The following is a 14,369-nucleotide window of genomic DNA, read 5'->3' as shown; positions in this document are numbered from 1 at the left end:
AGACGTGGCGCGGTGTTGCGCCCAGCACCGACTGGGGTAACCCCATGTCGGCACCACGCCCGGAATGGTACACCACCCAGGTTGATGGTGCTCAGGTGCGAAGCTGCCGAACCTCGACCGGCCGGCTCCGCAGCACTGCGAACGCCCGCCCGAACAGGACCACCGTGTGTCCCCGCCAGTCCTCGGTCCGCGTCAGCCGCAGGTCGGACGGCTTGTCCGCCACCGTGATCTGCCCGACCCCGATGGTCGTCCCGGGCATCCGCCCGGACCACAGCATCCACGAACCCACCCGCAGCGACCTCGGCCCCGCCACCACGAGCCGACGCAGCCGACGCCGGACCCGGAGCGCCCTTCGGGGCCCCTTCCGCTGCGCCCGCCGCTCGGCCTGCTCCGCCCGGAACACCTTCCACTCGGCTCGCGGGAGCAGCGTGCACGCCATGAGCACGACGCGGCCGAACCCGATGGACAGGCCGTTCGCCGGCGCGCCCGCGTCGGGCCCGTGCCGGGTGAAGCCGATCGAGAAGAACGGCTCGCAGTTGCTTCGAGGAACCGCCAGGAACACGCCCACGGTGAACCGGCCGACGTCCACGAAGTGCGGCCGCCGTACGGACAGCAGCATGTCCAAGACGAAGAACACCGCGGCGGCGCCCGGGTTCCCGCTCGCCCAGAGCGCTGCGGACATGAGCACCCGCACGACGAGCCCGCCCAGGCCGTACGACACCTTGTCGAGGGCCTGGCACTCTCGCTTGCGGAACCGGACGTTGCCGGGCAGCCACTGGTAGCCGAACCGGTCAGCGCCCTCCGACCACGAATGATGCATCGCCGAATCCGCCCTCGGTGACGCCTTGTGCTCCCCCACATGCCGGGCGGCCCGCTGGCACTGCAAGTCGCCGGCCAGAACCTTCTCCGCCCGCGCCGGGCACTGCTTCCGCAACATCACTTCCACCCCCGAGAGAACAGGGCTTCGATCAGCCCGTCGAGCACCGCGTCGAACATGTCCGAGATCCATCTGCGCCTGCGCCTGCGCCGGGTCACCGCGCGGCCGCCACGGTCGTCGAGCGCACCCCGTCCGGGGTGAGCCGGTAGAAGCAGCCGTCCGGGTAGCGCACCTCGACCTCGCCGGGGAGCTGCGGCCGCCGAACCTTCCAGCCGGCCGCGTACGACTCGCGCGGGTGGTCCTCGAACCAGCCGTTGCACGTGGTGCACACGGTCAGGAGGTTGTGGGCCTGGTTGATCCACGCCTCGCGGGCGCCGCCCATACCCCGGTTCACGCGGTGGTGGATCGTCAGGTCATGCCGGGCCCCGCAGCGCACGCATGTGCCATCGTCCCGGTCGTAGACGATGACCTTCACCACGTCGGTGGGGCCGGTCTTTCGTTGCGCCACAGCGCCGTTCTCCTTGCCTGCCCCGGCGCGCCGGGCCGCAGGGAGCGCGGCCCAGGAGTCCGCTTCCGGGGCGAGGCGAGGAGAGTGCGCGGCGGCCGCCGCTTACGTCGCGTCGCCGCCGACCGTCCTCTTCCACCCACCGCTGGTCTCCCCGCACACCGTGCAGGGCCCTTGCCCGTGCGCGTACAGAGCGGCCCGCTGCCGCGGTGTACGCCACGTCAGCCAGATGTGGAGGCAGGGGATACGGAGAGCGACACCACACCAGGAGCGCGGTCGCCCCTGGCAGTAGGACTCGTGGATGCGCCCGGTGTCCTCTCGCACGATGTTCCAGAGCCGCTTCCACGTTCCCGGGGCGCGAGCCCCCCGCCGGCCGAACTCCGCGTGAGGCGCAAGGGAGATCAGCATGAAGCCGACCTCGTAGGGCAGCGCGAGCAACTCCCATTCCCGCACGGTGATGCCGTCGCCGTCGAACGGCGGCGCCTTCAACACCCGCACCCTCGCGCGGCCGACCTTGTACAGCCGGTTACACCAAGGGAGGACGCGTATCGGCGGCTGCTGCTCATCCACAGCGGTTCTCCGTCCCGCCCCCGCACGCCGGGCCTGCCACGCGGAGGACCCTGATGAACGGCGAGGACGCGAGACCCTGTGCGTCCTAGACGTCTTACGTCGCGCCCAGAGTCAGCGACAGCGATCGGCGACCTCACGGGGGAGCACACGGCCAGGCGGCTCGCTTAGAAAGTCGGCAAGGTCGGCGGCCGCGCCCCGGTCGATGACCGCCCTCGGCAGGCCGTAGGGCACGACGTCCAGGGGGGCGTCGGCAGGGAACTCGGGCAGGCCGGTGGCGAAGAACCCGACGTGCCCCCTGTGCCCGCCCCGCACGCGGGCGAGGAGCAGCTCGGCGGCGGCGCCGTCCCACGGCCCGACGGTGTCCATCAGGATGCTGCGGTACGAGAAGTGCATCCGGCTCGCCGGGCTGTCGCTGTGGGTGCGCTGAACGATGGGCTTGGTGTCGCGGACACGGCCGAGGCGCAGACCCTCGTCCTCGTCGCCGGTGGCGTGCTCCACGAAGTCGGCCACGAAGTCCGCCAGGGCCTTCATGTCGGCGATGGTGCCGGCGTACAGCGGGGCGGCGACACCGCGGGGCCGGGGGCTTTCCGCGATGACGGCGCCCAGGTTCCGCGCCCAGACGGAGATTCCGCTGCCGTAGGTGTGAGTGAAGACGAACGCGCCGCCGTCCCACTCGGGGGCGACCAGGGCGTGCTGCTGTTCGGGCATCAGGGGGACTCCTCAGCGGTGGCGGGCGGGGCGCGAGGCGCGCGTGACCAGCCCGGCCGGAACGGGCTGCATCCCCGCAACTGCGGGTCCACGAGGGGGAGTCCGGCGAGGTCTCCGGGAGCCAGGCTACCGAGGGCGGCAAGGGCACAACCCCGGAACCGGCGGACCCGCCGTACGTCCCGCGCGGCGCTGCGCGCAGAAATTCGCGGCGGATCTTTCACCTGGTACGAACTACGTAGGCGCCCGCGGCCGGGGATGAAATCCGTCTAGTAGGACCTGGTAGGGGAGAGCGGGGAAAAGTGCCAGGCATCAGCTTCAGAAAGTGGTAGCCCCTGGCGCACCGGGTGAGGACGTGTTGCCGGTGGTCGTCGCGCCGGTGTTCCCGGCAGCAGCTTTTCCCGCAGGATTCCTACGCGGAAACGGCCGCAGACCTGTAAAACGCCCCTTCGGCCCCGCACCCCAAGACGGGGTAGACACCCCTCCCCACCAGCGGCGTTGAGCTAGACAGCGACCTTCGGCGGACGTGCGATCGTGATTTCGGACGCACCACGGCGTCCCAACCGAAGGGGGAAAAATGAGCACCATCATCGCGGCCTTAATCACCACGGTGGGAATGGTCGCTGCGGCGCTTATCGCCAGGGGGCGCGGCGGCTCCGAGGAATGATGCGCGGCGAGGTGAGGTGACGTGTTCCAGAGCGCTCTGGCACGTCACCTCACCTCGCGCAGCCTAGGCCGCGCAGCGCAGCTCGGCGAGGGCGCGCTCGAGGGCGTCGAGCATGGCCACGATGTCGTCGACCTTCACGTACGCGATGTCGAGGTCGACGGTGCCGTCCGCCTTCACGTCGAACTCGTACTCCGCGTAGGTCTGCTCGTCCTCGTAGTGGTAGCGGCCGGGCTCGGCGGCCGCGAGCCCGCCGGGGCCCTCGTCGAACCAGTCGGCCCCCCAGGTCTCGGTCATGGCCTTGCCGATCGCGGCCTTGGGGACGTTCTCGAAGGCCATGGTGGCGCGCCCGTGGCCGTCCAGGCACACCTTCCCCGTACCCTCGCCGTCGACGTCCCAGCGCAGTGTCGGGCCGAAGCACTGGCATCGCGGGTCGGAGGTGTTCAGCGCCGGGAACGCCGCGGTGAACGCGTCCTGTGCGGCACTCTCATGGTCGGCCCAGGCCATGCGCCAGTCGTGAAGCGCTCGTATGACGTGCGGCTGCACGCAGCTCCCTTCCGCCGGCGGCGCGCGGCCGCCGTGGTGGCAGCCTCGGGAGCGCGCCACGGGCAAAGCGGATGCACCCTGCACGAACCGGAGTGCTTGCGTCCGATAGGCCCTGGGGCGTAGCACCCGTGACCTGCTACAACACGGCCATGCTTGAGACCCTGCTGCGCCGTCTCGTTCGGCGTTGCGATACCCACGACACTGCCGACCCGCGCCGGATCTGGTCCCTGGAATGGGAACTGGGCATCCCGGCCCCGGCGCTCCCCCCGGCTGGTATCGGTGGTCTGCCAGCCCCGGACCGGCGGCTCATCGACTGCGGGCACCGGTGGTGCTCCAGCCGCCGATGACCGTCCGCGCTTCCGGAACGCACTGCGCCCCGGCCGGGGAGTCGTCCGGCCGGGGCGCAGTGGTGTGCGAGGGGGGGCTACGTGCCGCTTCCTCCGTCCGCGCCGCCGGTCTGGCCGCCGAAGATCGTGCCGTCCGTGCTCCCGGACGTCGGGCCGGTTCCGCCGGTCGAACCGGCTGACACGCCGTCGGAGCACTCGGGGTCGAACATGTTGCAGCTGCCGCTGGGCTGCGGGGTCGGCTCCGGGCTGGGCGCTGTCGGCGTCGTGGCGCCCGGCGACGGGTGGGCGGTCGCGGTGGGCTTCGGCTGGGGCTGCGCCTCGACCTGGTCGCGCAGGCTGATCCCGACCCCGATACCGATCAAGGTCAGAACGAGGTTGAGGGAGATCAGTCCGGCCAACAGGGCGTGGAGGGAAATGCAGTGGTTCAGCCGGGCGAGCAGCTCGCCGGACTGGCAGGAGGACGCGCAGGGTGCCTCGTTGGACTTCAAGAGGGAGGTGTCGGCCACGGAGGTTCCTTCAGTGCGGGAGCAAGGTCGAGCGGACCATGACGGGCTCGGCCGGCTTGTGTCCCGGATGGGCTCGACGAAGCCCGCCGCTCGGACAGTGAAGGGCGCTGGCTCGTCTCGCGGGCCGGGCCTGGTCACCGCTTGGAGAGGGAGACCCGGGGCGGCGCGGCCGCGGGCTTCGGCATGGTGGGCGGCTTCACCAGCGACGGCGCCTTCGGCTTCGGAGCGGCGGGCCGGGCGGGCTTCTTCACGCCGCTTCCCGTCCGGCTGGTACTGCCGTGACTGGAGCTGCCGGAGTAGTGCCCGGTGTCACCGGAGTAGTGGCTGGAGCCGTACAGGGTGCACGGCCGCAGTCCCGCCGGGACGTAGTCGCCCGTCGAGGTGTGCGTGGCCCGGCAGACGGGGGTGCCGTCGTGGTCGTCGGTGCCGGCCTGGCTGGTGCAGGCGGTCACCATCACGGCGAAGAACACAACCAGGGCGAGCATGACGACCGTGAGCGGGCCGGGGCCGCGGCGGGGGCTGTGGGAGAGCGACTGGGACACGGAGCGGGCCTTCCGGGCGGGATGACGGCCGCCTCTCGGCCGTGCTGATCAGGGGAACGCCAGCCCGGCCCGACCTGTTACACCCCGGCCCCGCAACTGATCACATCTCAACTCATCACGTCCCAAGCGGAGATGTGATCCAGACGTAAGGCGCTCCGGGGACTCACGGTGTGCGGTCCCCCGGAGGCGCAGCACGGCGCCGCCGACCGCCACGTGGAGACCCGCTGTGCCCCGCCCCCGTACCGCCCGCCATGAGAGCCACCCGAGACTGCACCTGGTTCCGGTCAAGCAGAAGGACGCCAAGGCGTTCGTCGCCGAGTGGCACCGCCACCACAAGCCGCCGGCCGGGGCGGTGTTCTGCGTCGGCGCCGCTGACGACACGGCGATGCTGCGCGCGGTCGCCATGGTCGGCCGGCCGGTGGCCCGGATGCTCGACGACGGGCAGACCCTGGAGGTCACCCGGACGGCCACGGACGGCGCCTTCAACGCGAACTCTCTGCTGTACGGGGCGGCCTGGCGGGCAGCGCAAGCTCTCGGCTACACCCGGCTGATCACCTACACGCAGGACGGGGAGAGCGGGGCGAGCCTGCGCGGAGCCGGATGGCGGGTCGTGGCGCAGATCCCCCCGAGGAGGGGCTGGGACTGCCCCAGCCGTCCACGGCAGTCCCACGGCGTCGACCAGGTCGGTCGACTGCGCTGGGAGGCTCCCGCCGACCGCGTCACGAAGGGCCGCCCCCTACCCTCGGAGGGGTGAGCAGCACCGAGCCGGTCCCCGAACCCGAGCCGTCCCGCCCCTGGCGCCCGGACGACGGCCCGGCACCGGAGGTGTGGGCGTGGCCGGCCGGGGACCGGCCCGCGCTCGGCGTGTGGTCGGCGGGCCGCTGGCGGTACGCCCCGGTGCTCGCCAAGCAGGAGTGGCCGGACGGCACGATCCGCTACCAGGTCGAGGTGGACCTCCTCGGAGACACCACGATCACGGTCCGGCTGTACCAGTGGCCGCAGCCGGGACTGCGCATGGCGCACGGCAGCCGCAGCGCGAAGCCCACCAGGGCGTTCGAGCGGGACCAGGCGGGGAGCATGCCCCGCCGGGAGCGGTAGGTCAGGCGTCCTCGGGGGACGGGGCGTGCTTGAGGGCCTGGCGGGCGTCGACCAGCGCGGCATCCCGTACCCCGGCGCGCCAGCACTCCCTCCACCACTCGTGGCCGCGTACGGCTTCTGCAGCGTCCCGCAGCTCGGCGCGCAGCCCGTCGTACTCGGCGGCCTGCTCGGCCGTCCAGCCGGGCGTAGCGGGCCGTCCTGGGTGTTTCCTGGCCCGCTCGTCGACGGCGGGCCACCCGGGGTGCGGCTCGCGGGACCACGGGAGCGTGCTCTGTAGTGCGTGGAGCCGGGCGAACAGGTCGTCCACCTTCCGCTGAGCCTTGCGCAGGTCGGAAGGGAACGCGTGCGGGTCGAACGGGGCGCCGTCGGCGTCCGCATCGGGGGCGGTGGTCACGCCTTCGAGCCTAGTTCGGGCTGCTGACGGGCTGCACCGGCTCCGCCCGCGGCCGCGTCCTGGAGATGGTCCGGGCGGCACCCGGCTGAGATGCGCGCTACGGCCTCATCGACCGGGTCCGGCGCCCGTACGACCACGGGCGGGTTCAGGGCGTCCACGAGGGCCTCGGCGAGGCAGCGCCGGATGTGCCGCTCGTAGCCTTCGCGCCAGGCCAGGTCGTCGGAGATGGTCCGCCACTCATGGAGCGGGAGGGACTGCTCGTAGCTGATCACCCGGCCGTTCACGGCCAGGGAGGCGCTCACCTGCACGCAGGCGAGCGACTCGGAGAAGGCTCGCAGTCCGGGGTCCTCGCTGAAGGCGGCAGCCACTTCATGGCCGGCCGGGATGACATCGCTCATGCTCGGGGGAACGTGGGCGCGCCGCGCACTGTTACGCCTGCACGTGCCGGTGGCGGGCCGGGTCGGCGGAGCCCGTACTGCGCCCCCTCGTGCTCAAGCCCAGATCGGACCGGCGGCAATAACAGTCCTTCGCTCTACGAACGCCGGTTTAGATGGCGCGCGCGAGTCCAGGCCACGTTGAGCGTCAACCCAGGACAGTGGCATCCCCTGCCGGGTCGCCCAGCTTCGCATCGCCATTGGGCACTCGCCGGCAGCGCTGAAGGCGGCATAGTGCGCGGCGGCCACATTCTCGCGGGGTACATGCTCGATGCGTACGGGTCGCAGCCTGCTGGCAGACATCGCTGACGCGGCCACTCGCTGCACCACTTCGTTTCCATGCCGATACACCCAGGATGGCATCTGCCCCTCGCGGAGAAACCGCCCTTCGCGTACCGCTTCGGTCGAATCGCTGCGTACGGTCAGCGGGCTGCGTTCGCCAACCGCCGTGAGGAGGGCCAGGCACACAGCGAGGAATTCATATCCGTTCGAGTCAATATGTCCGGCGGGCGCGAGGTCGATCGTCGTCGCCGTGCCGTTGACGGCTATGCCCGCGCGGGCATGGTGCGGGCCGCGGTAGGAGGCATCAGAGGTGGCGAGAACGGGCGGGCCGGGAGCGGCGGCCGGTTCTGGGTGCCACTCATCGTGCGGGACGAACCTGATCAGGAGATTCGACTTGGCGGTCTGGACGACGTCGATGCCGAAGGGCCCGGGGAACCTGTTCCGGACGGTGTCCTCCAGAGACTTGACCGTTCGGTCGTTCTCCTTGTCGTTCATCCAGCGAAAGTGTCTGGACTTTGGCGGATACCATCCGTCGAGGTGCACAGTGAACCGTTCCCTCTGCACCAGGTGGCGGGTGACGGTGTCCGCGAGGAGAGCCAGCGCGGTAGGACCGATGCCGTGCATGTACCGCACCTGGATGGAGGCGCTGGCGTAGAGGTATGCCATGGTTCCCGTTTCCTGTCCGGGGTCATCTTACGTGGCGGCCGGTATGGCTGATCGGCGTAGCCCGTGCTGCGCCCCTTCACCGGGCGGGGGACCCTGGCCGGGTGGCTGGTACGTTGCGGGTCGTGGTGTACCCGCCGTCCCCTTCAGGCGGGCGGCGGGTACGGGTCGACGGGGAGATCCTCGGGACGGCCTACCGCATCGAGGACCTGGTCGAGTTCCTTCGCCGTGCGGGCCTGGAGCTGGAGCCCGAGGAGGTGGCCCGCTCGCCGTTGATCGACTGGCGCGGGGTGGGCCCGGACCGGTGGACGTGATCCGCGCCGGCCTCGGGAGCCTGGTAGGGGGTGTCCGCCCCGGGGAGAGCCGCTGTCAGCCATCGAAGCGCCCGCGCCGCACCCCGCAGGCCGGGGCGCGGCGGGGCGCCGGGGCGGGGTTAGGTGGCGAGGTCGTAGTCGTCGGTGAGCGCGTCGTCGTCCTGGCGGAGCATGTCGTCCATGGCGTAGAGCTGGGTGAGGTAGTCGCGCGCCAGGGTCTTGCCGAGGCGGACGCCGAGGGCGGCGCCGAGGACGAGGGCGGCCATGAGCGGGGAGACGACGTCGGCGGCCTGCTGGAAGGCGCTGGAGCGGCTCCCCTGCCACGGGTAGGTGCGGCGGAACCCGACGAGGAGTCCGGCCTCGTGCATGGTGAGGCGCAGTCCGTCGCTGACGCGCTTCCAGGTGCGGGCCTTGCCGGTGAGGCAGTTGGACGGCTTGTCGGCGGAGAACTCGTTGCCGCCCTTGGCGCGGCCGGTCTTCGGGTCGACGGGCCGGACGCCACGGGTGTTGATCCGCTCGCCCTCCTCCCAGCCGAGGGCGTCGGCCATGGAGGTGGGGAGGGTCTCCGGGTCGGGGGTGGGTAGCGAGACGTAGCGGCGGGTGGCGAGGAAGAACACGCGCTCGCGGCGGGAGGCGAGACCGAACTGGGAGGCCTCCAGGACGCCCCAGGTGGCGGCGGCCCACTCGCCTTCGCCCTGCCCGCCGCACAGTTCCAGGCGGAGGTCGTTGAGGATCTGCTCGGGCAGGCGGGCCGACTGCTCCATGGCGACGAACTCCAGCGGCGCGCCCGACGCCTGAAGGCCGAACGCCCAGAACAGGACTTCCGCCATGAGGCCGATACGGGCGTCGGTGAGCGGGGCGAGCTGGGCGCGCAGGTCGTTCCAGGAGAGGCCGGAGCGGGGGGCGTAGCCGTCGTGGTAGCCCAGCTCGTCGCACACGGCGCAGCCCGTGCACCAGTCGTCCAGCTCGCTGCCGGGGAGGAACCCGCCCGCCTCGGAGCACTGGGCGAGGACGCGGCACAGGGTGAGGATGTTCGCCGCCTCCTGCCCGGTGTGCTTCCCGGCCGGGGAGAACGAGGGGCAGGGCGGGGAGACGATCAGGCCGCGCGTGTGGCGCAGCGCGTAGTGCTCGGGGTCGAGGGTGGTGATGTCGGCGCAGATCCGACGGTGCCCGGCGGCGCGGGCGGTGGCGCAGGCGTCCTTGGAGATGTCGATGCCGACCGCGTCGACGTTGACGCCGAGGACGGCGGCGATGCCTTCGGACCAGCCGCCGGGGCCGGCGAACAGCTCGACCACGCGGATGGGGTCGCCGGGGAGAGGGTCGAGGAGCCAGCGGCCGGGGAACGGGGCGGCGGCTTCGTCGAGGACGGTGAGGACTTCCGCCGGGATGGGCAGACCGGCCTTGCGGGTGAGCGTGGCGACATGGACGGCGGTCTGGACCTTGGCCGGGAGAGTCCTCATCGGGCGGGTGTTCCTTCGTTTCGCGGTGGTGCTGGTGGTTGCTCTCCACCAACACCGCGATAGTACACCATTCGGAATGAGGCTGGTCAGCGATGCGCTGATTGCTTGAGCGCGGTTTCGGCCGTGAGCTGGGAGCCGAGCGTCGCCACGGCGGGAGTCGCCGAGAGACCGGCCCCCCTCCCCGGTGCGACCTGGGGCAACACGAGAGCCGGCCCCGACCAGGCGCCGGGGCCGACAGGTTGAGGACGGGGAAGCCGTCAGGAGGCCCACAGCTTGCGGGCGAGTGCGCCGTACTCGTTCGCCATCTTGTTCGTCAGGCCGGCGTGGTCAGCCAGTGGCGGCGCCCAACGCGACTGCCCGTCCCCCAGCCCCAGCGCCGCCTCCCAGTACCGCACGGCATCCGGCTTCACCGGGTTCCTGCACTCGAAGAAGGCCGTCTTGCCGTTCACGTATACCGGGGTCAGCAGGCCGAGCACCTGCCACAGCATCGAGCGGAACCCGTCCCGCTCGGCGGCCTCGGCGTCGAAGTGCTCGCGCAGCTTCATCCCGTCGGCCACCGTCAGGGAGGGCTGCGCGATCATCCACCGGGCCGAGCCACGCCGCGCATCCAGACGTTCCTGCTCCACGCCCGCCGGGGCGGACACATGCCGGTACCTGCCCTGGTTCCTGACGGCCTCCGCCTCGGTCAGCCTCTTCTCCAGCTCGGCCGCGCGCTGCTCCGCCTCGCGTATCGCCGTGTCCGCGGCCTCCCTGTGCTCAGCCAGCCGCCGGTTCGTACGCGTCAGGGACTTGCGGGCCTTCGTCCCGAGCCGGACCTCCTCGCGGACGTACGCGGCCAGGAGCTTCGCCTCCTCGGCGGTGAGGCGGCCGGCCTCCAGCCGGGGCAGCAGCAGGTCGAGCGCGGCGTGCCGGTGGACGCGGTCGTGCTGGGTGGGCTTCTTGCGGGAGTGACGGGACATGCGGACGGCTCCTCGGCGGGCAAACGTGTGGCGGCCGCTCCCCGACCGCACCTGGTGCAGTGGGGAACGGCCGCCTGACCGAACCTGTTACACCCCACGCTTCGGGCGGGTCCGCCCGAAGCGTGGGTGCCGCGAACCTACTTGCGGGGCGAGACCTGCGGCTGGCCGGCCACGCCGGACACCAGCGGCACGCCACCCTCACCGGTCGGGATGTACACCACGCTGTTGTTCTTGCCCGACTTGGCGATCTCCTCCAGGGCCCGCGCGTACTCCATCTGCACGTACAGCGGGGTCAGGGTCTTGGCCACCTCGTCCTGGGCGTGGCGCAGGCCGACGGCCTCCTCGTACCGGATCTGCGCCTTCTGCTTCGTGACCTGGATGCGCTGGTTCTGGTTCCGGATCTCGATCTCGGTCACGGTGACCTTGTTCCGGGCGTGGACCAGGGCTATCTGCGCCTCGTTCTTCGCGTCGGACATGCTCTGGTAGCGGCCGAACGCCTTCGAGCCAGCGATGACGCCCATGATGATGCCGACCCCGATGACGAGGGCGAGGGTTCCGGCGAGGACGAGGGCGATCGGGCTACGGGAGTCATGACGGTTAGACATCGGTACGGGTCTCACTTCCGGCGAGGACGGCGGCGATCAGGTGATCGTGAAGGGGAACGCCGGTTCGGCCCGACCTGTTACACCCCGCGCCCCGGCCAGCTCGGCACAGGGCGCGGGGCGCTGGTCATGAAAGGGCAAAGGCGTAAGCCTCCGCCTCCAGCTCGGCCCGCGCCTCCTCGATCTCCTCCGCCAGGTCGACCCCGGCGCGCCGGTACCCGTCGAGCAGCTCGGCCGGGGACGGCTCGTCCCCGAGATCGGCCGCCGCCACATGCCGGGCGGACTGGGCACGGAGCGCGGCGAGCTGGGACTCCGCGTCCAGCAGGCGGCGCAGGATCAGCGGCAGCGCGGACCGGCAGTACCGGCCGAACGCCTCATCGGTGTGCCGTCCGCGCATCGTCTCCGCGCGGACCTCGGCGGCGTCGATCGCCGTGGCGATGGAGCCGGACGGGGCGGTGGCCAGGTGGCCGGCCAGCTCGGCGAGCTGCTCCGTGGCGGCGGGCTTCAGCACGGCGCACACTCCCCGCTGACTCGGCACTGGCACGGCAGGGGAACCCCGATCGGCTCCCGGTAGTCGCTCTCGCCGGGGCGCCGCGCCTCATCGGGCAGCCAGTCGAAGAACGTGTACCGGTCGACGGCGTCGACGGCCTGGAGCAGGTCGAGGAGGTCCCGCTGACTCCGGGGGTCACTGTCCCCCCACCGGGCGGCGATCTCCGGGGGGACGGCCGGGAGCGGGTCGAGGGCGCCCCCGGACGGGTCGAGCCAGCAGACGATGCCACCGCTGGCGTCGCGTACCGAGTTCAGGAAGAGCACGTCGTCGGCGTGGCCGGGGTCCTTGGAGCGGGTGAGTACGAGGTAGGCGCCGGTGGGGAACTGGGCGTGCAGCGTCTCGGCGATCATCGGGATCAGGGCGCGCGCGGCGGTGGCCAGCTTGGCGAGCGCGTCATCGAACGCGGAGACGGTGGCCTTGTTCAGGGGCACGGGTTGAGTCCTTCCGGGACGGTGCGCCCCGCACGGCGGTGAGGGCCGTACGGGGCGCACCAGGGGGTGGGTCAGCGGGTGAGCTGGGGGGCGAGGTAGGCGAGGAGGTCGGCGCCCAGGCCGTGGAGCTCCACCGTGACGGGGCTGGTGTCCCGGACGCGGGCGACCGGGTCGGTGGGGGTGGCGACGAACCCGTACGGGGTGTCCCCGCTGCCGAAGGCGAGCGCCCCGGAGTCGACCTGCTCCACGTCGGTGTGCCGGGCGAGGAACGCGGCCATGCGGCGCTGCATACGGCCCCGTACGTGGCGCAGCGGTATCCGAGGGGTCTTGTCCTGCCGGGCGGGCAGGAACGTGGCGAGCGTCGCCTCCACGGCCGCGACGGGGCCTTCCACGGTGAGGTGCCCGGCGGGGTTGGTGCCGAACAGGGTGAGCGTGTACCGCAGTCCGGACGGTGTCCCCCACGTGCAGTGCGCGGCGGACTCCAACGGGCCCGCCTGTTCGAGGGTGGCCACACCCTGCCTCCGCATGACGTGTCCGATGCGGGCGAGGCGCTCGCGGCGTACCTCGGCGCCATCGCGGGTGTCCCGGCCGGCCAGCTCGTCGTCCACGGCGGGCAGCACGTGGCGCAGCAGCACGTCGGCAACATGCCGGGCGCCGATCTCGTCGGTCTTGGCGTCGGGCTGGTACGGCTCCCGGTCGGGGAGCTGCCAGGCCACGCCGGTGCTCCACGGGTGCCAGGACAGGATCAGGGCTCGGCCGCCCTGGACGAGGCGGGCGGCGGGCTGGACCGTCCACCATGCCCGGTAGGGCTGCACGGCCCAGAGTTCGCCGTCACGGGCGGGCAGCAGCGCGGCGACCCGGTCGGCGAGGGTGAGCGCGGGGCACGGCGGTACGGAGGCCGGGGTCGTCGGGCCGGCCGGGGTGCTGGTGGTCATCAGGCGGGTTCCTCTCGGGGTGCCGCGCCCCCCGGACGGGCAGGGGCGCGGCGGGCGGCGGCGGGACGGTCAGACGAGCGCGGAGGCGGCGGCCAGCAGCAGGTCGATACCGACGTGGGCGATCTGCGAGGCGACCCGCGTGGAGTCGTCGGCGTGGTCCGGGCACACGTCGAGGGACGGCAGCGCGATGTATCCACCGGGGGTGTCGATGCGGCCGAAGTCCACCTCGTGGGCGTCGACGGGGGCCAACTGCGGGAATCGGGCGCCCAGGTGGCGTGTGAAGGCGCTGCCCGTGTCGGTGTGGCCGTCACCCGGGGTGGGGCGCAGCAGGTACGGCAGCAGCCCGTGCAGGCCGCTGATCGGCCCGTTGTACGCCACGGTGAACGTGCCCTGGTATCCGAGGGACAGCACGTCCCACTCCGCGCCCTCGCTGGTCTTCCAGTGCAGGCCGGGCCCGTCGATGTGCTGGCGGCCCGCCAGGTCGGCCGCGCCCAGGTCGCGCAGCAGGTAGCCCAGCTCTATGAGGGCCCGCTCCTTGGCGCGGACCACCTGCTTGTGGTCGTGGTTGGGGCCGGTGTAGCGGGCCGCCTCGTTGTCGAGGGCGGGGAGCACGCTGCGCAGTACCTCGGCGGCCAGGACGGCGACGGCGTCCGGGGTGCTGGCGTCGACCACGGCGGCCGGGCGGCAGAACACGGTCTGCGGCTCGCCCGCCCAGACCTCGATGGCGCCCTGGTGCTCGGCGACGATCAGGGTGCGGTCGTGCTGGGTGAGCCGGGTGGTCGGCGCGTCGGGGTGCACGGGGAAGGCGGCGGGGCCGGGCTGCCAGGCGACGCCACGGCGTGCGGGCAGGAGCTGCGCGAGGGCCGTGGCGGCGGCGGCGTGGGCAACGGCGAGGGTGTTCATCGCGGGTGTTCCTTCGATTCGGGTTACGGCGGCCGGTTGCTCTCCGGCCGTATGGGGCCAGCGGGACGCTGCTTGCGTCCCA

At 72.0% G+C, this 14,369-nt stretch carries 20 protein-coding genes; 3 read left to right on the top strand and 17 right to left on the bottom strand.

Translation table 11 applies throughout. The features are described from left to right. Window positions 1-91 precede the first annotated feature (91 nt). The 7 genes from EV284_RS32110 to EV284_RS32080 all read right to left on the bottom strand — a co-directional run bounded on the left by EV284_RS32110 (window position 92) and on the right by EV284_RS32080 (window position 5,262). Window positions 92-820 carry a hypothetical protein gene (locus EV284_RS32110; RefSeq protein WP_130340462.1) on the bottom strand — a complete coding sequence of 243 codons (729 nt, stop codon included), beginning with the start codon at window positions 818-820 and terminating at the stop codon, window positions 92-94. A gap of 211 nt (window positions 821-1,031) precedes the next feature. Beyond that, window positions 1,032-1,385, bottom strand: a complete 354-nt coding sequence (locus tag EV284_RS32105) for an HNH endonuclease signature motif containing protein (RefSeq protein WP_130340460.1) — start codon at window positions 1,383-1,385, stop codon at window positions 1,032-1,034. A gap of 102 nt (window positions 1,386-1,487) precedes the next feature. Then, window positions 1,488-1,952 (bottom strand): hypothetical protein, encoded by a 465-nt coding sequence (locus tag EV284_RS32100; protein ID WP_130340458.1) that lies wholly within the window; start codon window positions 1,950-1,952, stop codon window positions 1,488-1,490. A gap of 111 nt (window positions 1,953-2,063) precedes the next feature. After that, complete coding sequence (locus EV284_RS32095) at window positions 2,064-2,660, bottom strand: hypothetical protein (RefSeq protein ID WP_130340456.1); 597 nt, start codon at window positions 2,658-2,660, stop codon at window positions 2,064-2,066. 727 nt (window positions 2,661-3,387) lie between these two features. Then, window positions 3,388-3,828 carry a hypothetical protein gene (locus EV284_RS32090; protein ID WP_130340454.1) on the bottom strand — a complete coding sequence of 147 codons (441 nt, stop codon included), beginning with the start codon at window positions 3,826-3,828 and terminating at the stop codon, window positions 3,388-3,390. Window positions 3,829-4,291: 463 nt separating this feature from the next. Further along, on the bottom strand, window positions 4,292-4,720 hold the full coding sequence (locus EV284_RS32085) for a hypothetical protein (RefSeq protein ID WP_130340452.1): 429 nt from the start codon (window positions 4,718-4,720) through the stop codon (window positions 4,292-4,294). 134 nt (window positions 4,721-4,854) lie between these two features. Next, a complete protein-coding gene (locus EV284_RS32080) occupies window positions 4,855-5,262 on the bottom strand; it encodes a hypothetical protein (RefSeq protein WP_130340450.1) in 408 nt (135 codons plus the stop codon). A gap of 226 nt (window positions 5,263-5,488) precedes the next feature. On the opposite strand from EV284_RS32080, the gene EV284_RS32075 reads away from it, so the two are divergent. Together EV284_RS32075 and EV284_RS32070 are read left to right on the top strand one after the other, a co-directional pair. Further along, on the top strand, window positions 5,489-6,016 hold the full coding sequence (locus tag EV284_RS32075) for an XF1762 family protein (protein WP_242625883.1): 528 nt from the start codon (window positions 5,489-5,491) through the stop codon (window positions 6,014-6,016). Further along, complete coding sequence (locus tag EV284_RS32070) at window positions 6,013-6,360, top strand: hypothetical protein (RefSeq protein ID WP_130340448.1); 348 nt, start codon at window positions 6,013-6,015, stop codon at window positions 6,358-6,360. The genes EV284_RS32075 and EV284_RS32070 overlap by 4 nt, the downstream gene beginning before the upstream one ends. A gap of 1 nt (window position 6,361) precedes the next feature. Here EV284_RS32070 and EV284_RS32065 read toward each other — a convergent pair whose 3' ends face one another. The 3 genes from EV284_RS32065 to EV284_RS32055 form a co-directional block, all read right to left on the bottom strand. Beyond that, window positions 6,362-6,754 carry a hypothetical protein gene (locus tag EV284_RS32065; protein ID WP_130340446.1) on the bottom strand — a complete coding sequence of 131 codons (393 nt, stop codon included), beginning with the start codon at window positions 6,752-6,754 and terminating at the stop codon, window positions 6,362-6,364. After that, complete coding sequence (locus EV284_RS32060) at window positions 6,751-7,152, bottom strand: hypothetical protein (protein WP_130340444.1); 402 nt, start codon at window positions 7,150-7,152, stop codon at window positions 6,751-6,753. Before EV284_RS32060 ends, EV284_RS32065 begins: the two co-directional genes overlap by 4 nt. 93 nt (window positions 7,153-7,245) lie before the next feature. Then, a complete protein-coding gene (locus EV284_RS32055) occupies window positions 7,246-8,136 on the bottom strand; it encodes a hypothetical protein (RefSeq protein WP_130340442.1) in 891 nt (296 codons plus the stop codon). Between the two features lie 101 nt (window positions 8,137-8,237). Here EV284_RS32055 and EV284_RS32050 point away from each other — a divergent pair, with 101 nt between their 5' ends. Next, window positions 8,238-8,447 carry a hypothetical protein gene (locus EV284_RS32050; protein WP_207229188.1) on the top strand — a complete coding sequence of 70 codons (210 nt, stop codon included), beginning with the start codon at window positions 8,238-8,240 and terminating at the stop codon, window positions 8,445-8,447. Between the two features lie 119 nt (window positions 8,448-8,566). On the opposite strand, the gene EV284_RS32045 is transcribed toward EV284_RS32050, so the two are convergent. The 7 genes from EV284_RS32045 to EV284_RS32015 all read right to left on the bottom strand — a co-directional run bounded on the left by EV284_RS32045 (window position 8,567) and on the right by EV284_RS32015 (window position 14,287). Next, window positions 8,567-9,907: a DNA cytosine methyltransferase gene (locus tag EV284_RS32045; RefSeq protein ID WP_130340440.1), complete on the bottom strand. Its 1,341-nt coding sequence runs from the start codon at window positions 9,905-9,907 to the stop codon at window positions 8,567-8,569. A gap of 257 nt (window positions 9,908-10,164) precedes the next feature. Continuing rightward, window positions 10,165-10,866: a hypothetical protein gene (locus tag EV284_RS32040; protein WP_130340438.1), complete on the bottom strand. Its 702-nt coding sequence runs from the start codon at window positions 10,864-10,866 to the stop codon at window positions 10,165-10,167. A gap of 137 nt (window positions 10,867-11,003) precedes the next feature. Then, entirely contained in the window at window positions 11,004-11,471 is a 468-nt protein-coding gene (locus EV284_RS32035; RefSeq protein ID WP_130340436.1) for a hypothetical protein, read from the bottom strand. Between the two features lie 124 nt (window positions 11,472-11,595). After that, on the bottom strand, window positions 11,596-11,979 hold the full coding sequence (locus EV284_RS32030) for a hypothetical protein (protein WP_130340434.1): 384 nt from the start codon (window positions 11,977-11,979) through the stop codon (window positions 11,596-11,598). Continuing rightward, window positions 11,973-12,449, bottom strand: coding sequence for a hypothetical protein (locus EV284_RS32025; protein ID WP_130340432.1), 477 nt, complete (start codon window positions 12,447-12,449; stop codon window positions 11,973-11,975). The genes EV284_RS32030 and EV284_RS32025 overlap by 7 nt, the downstream gene beginning before the upstream one ends. A gap of 71 nt (window positions 12,450-12,520) precedes the next feature. Beyond that, window positions 12,521-13,384, bottom strand: coding sequence for a hypothetical protein (locus tag EV284_RS32020; RefSeq protein WP_130340431.1), 864 nt, complete (start codon window positions 13,382-13,384; stop codon window positions 12,521-12,523). 69 nt (window positions 13,385-13,453) lie between these two features. Continuing rightward, complete coding sequence (locus tag EV284_RS32015) at window positions 13,454-14,287, bottom strand: hypothetical protein (RefSeq protein WP_130340429.1); 834 nt, start codon at window positions 14,285-14,287, stop codon at window positions 13,454-13,456. Window positions 14,288-14,369 lie beyond the last annotated feature (82 nt).

It is taken from the genome of Streptomyces sp. BK022, assembly GCF_004217355.1.
Taxonomy (GTDB): domain Bacteria; phylum Actinomycetota; class Actinomycetes; order Streptomycetales; family Streptomycetaceae; genus Streptomyces; species Streptomyces griseoluteus.
This window is presented reverse-complemented; position numbering and strand designations above follow the sequence as displayed.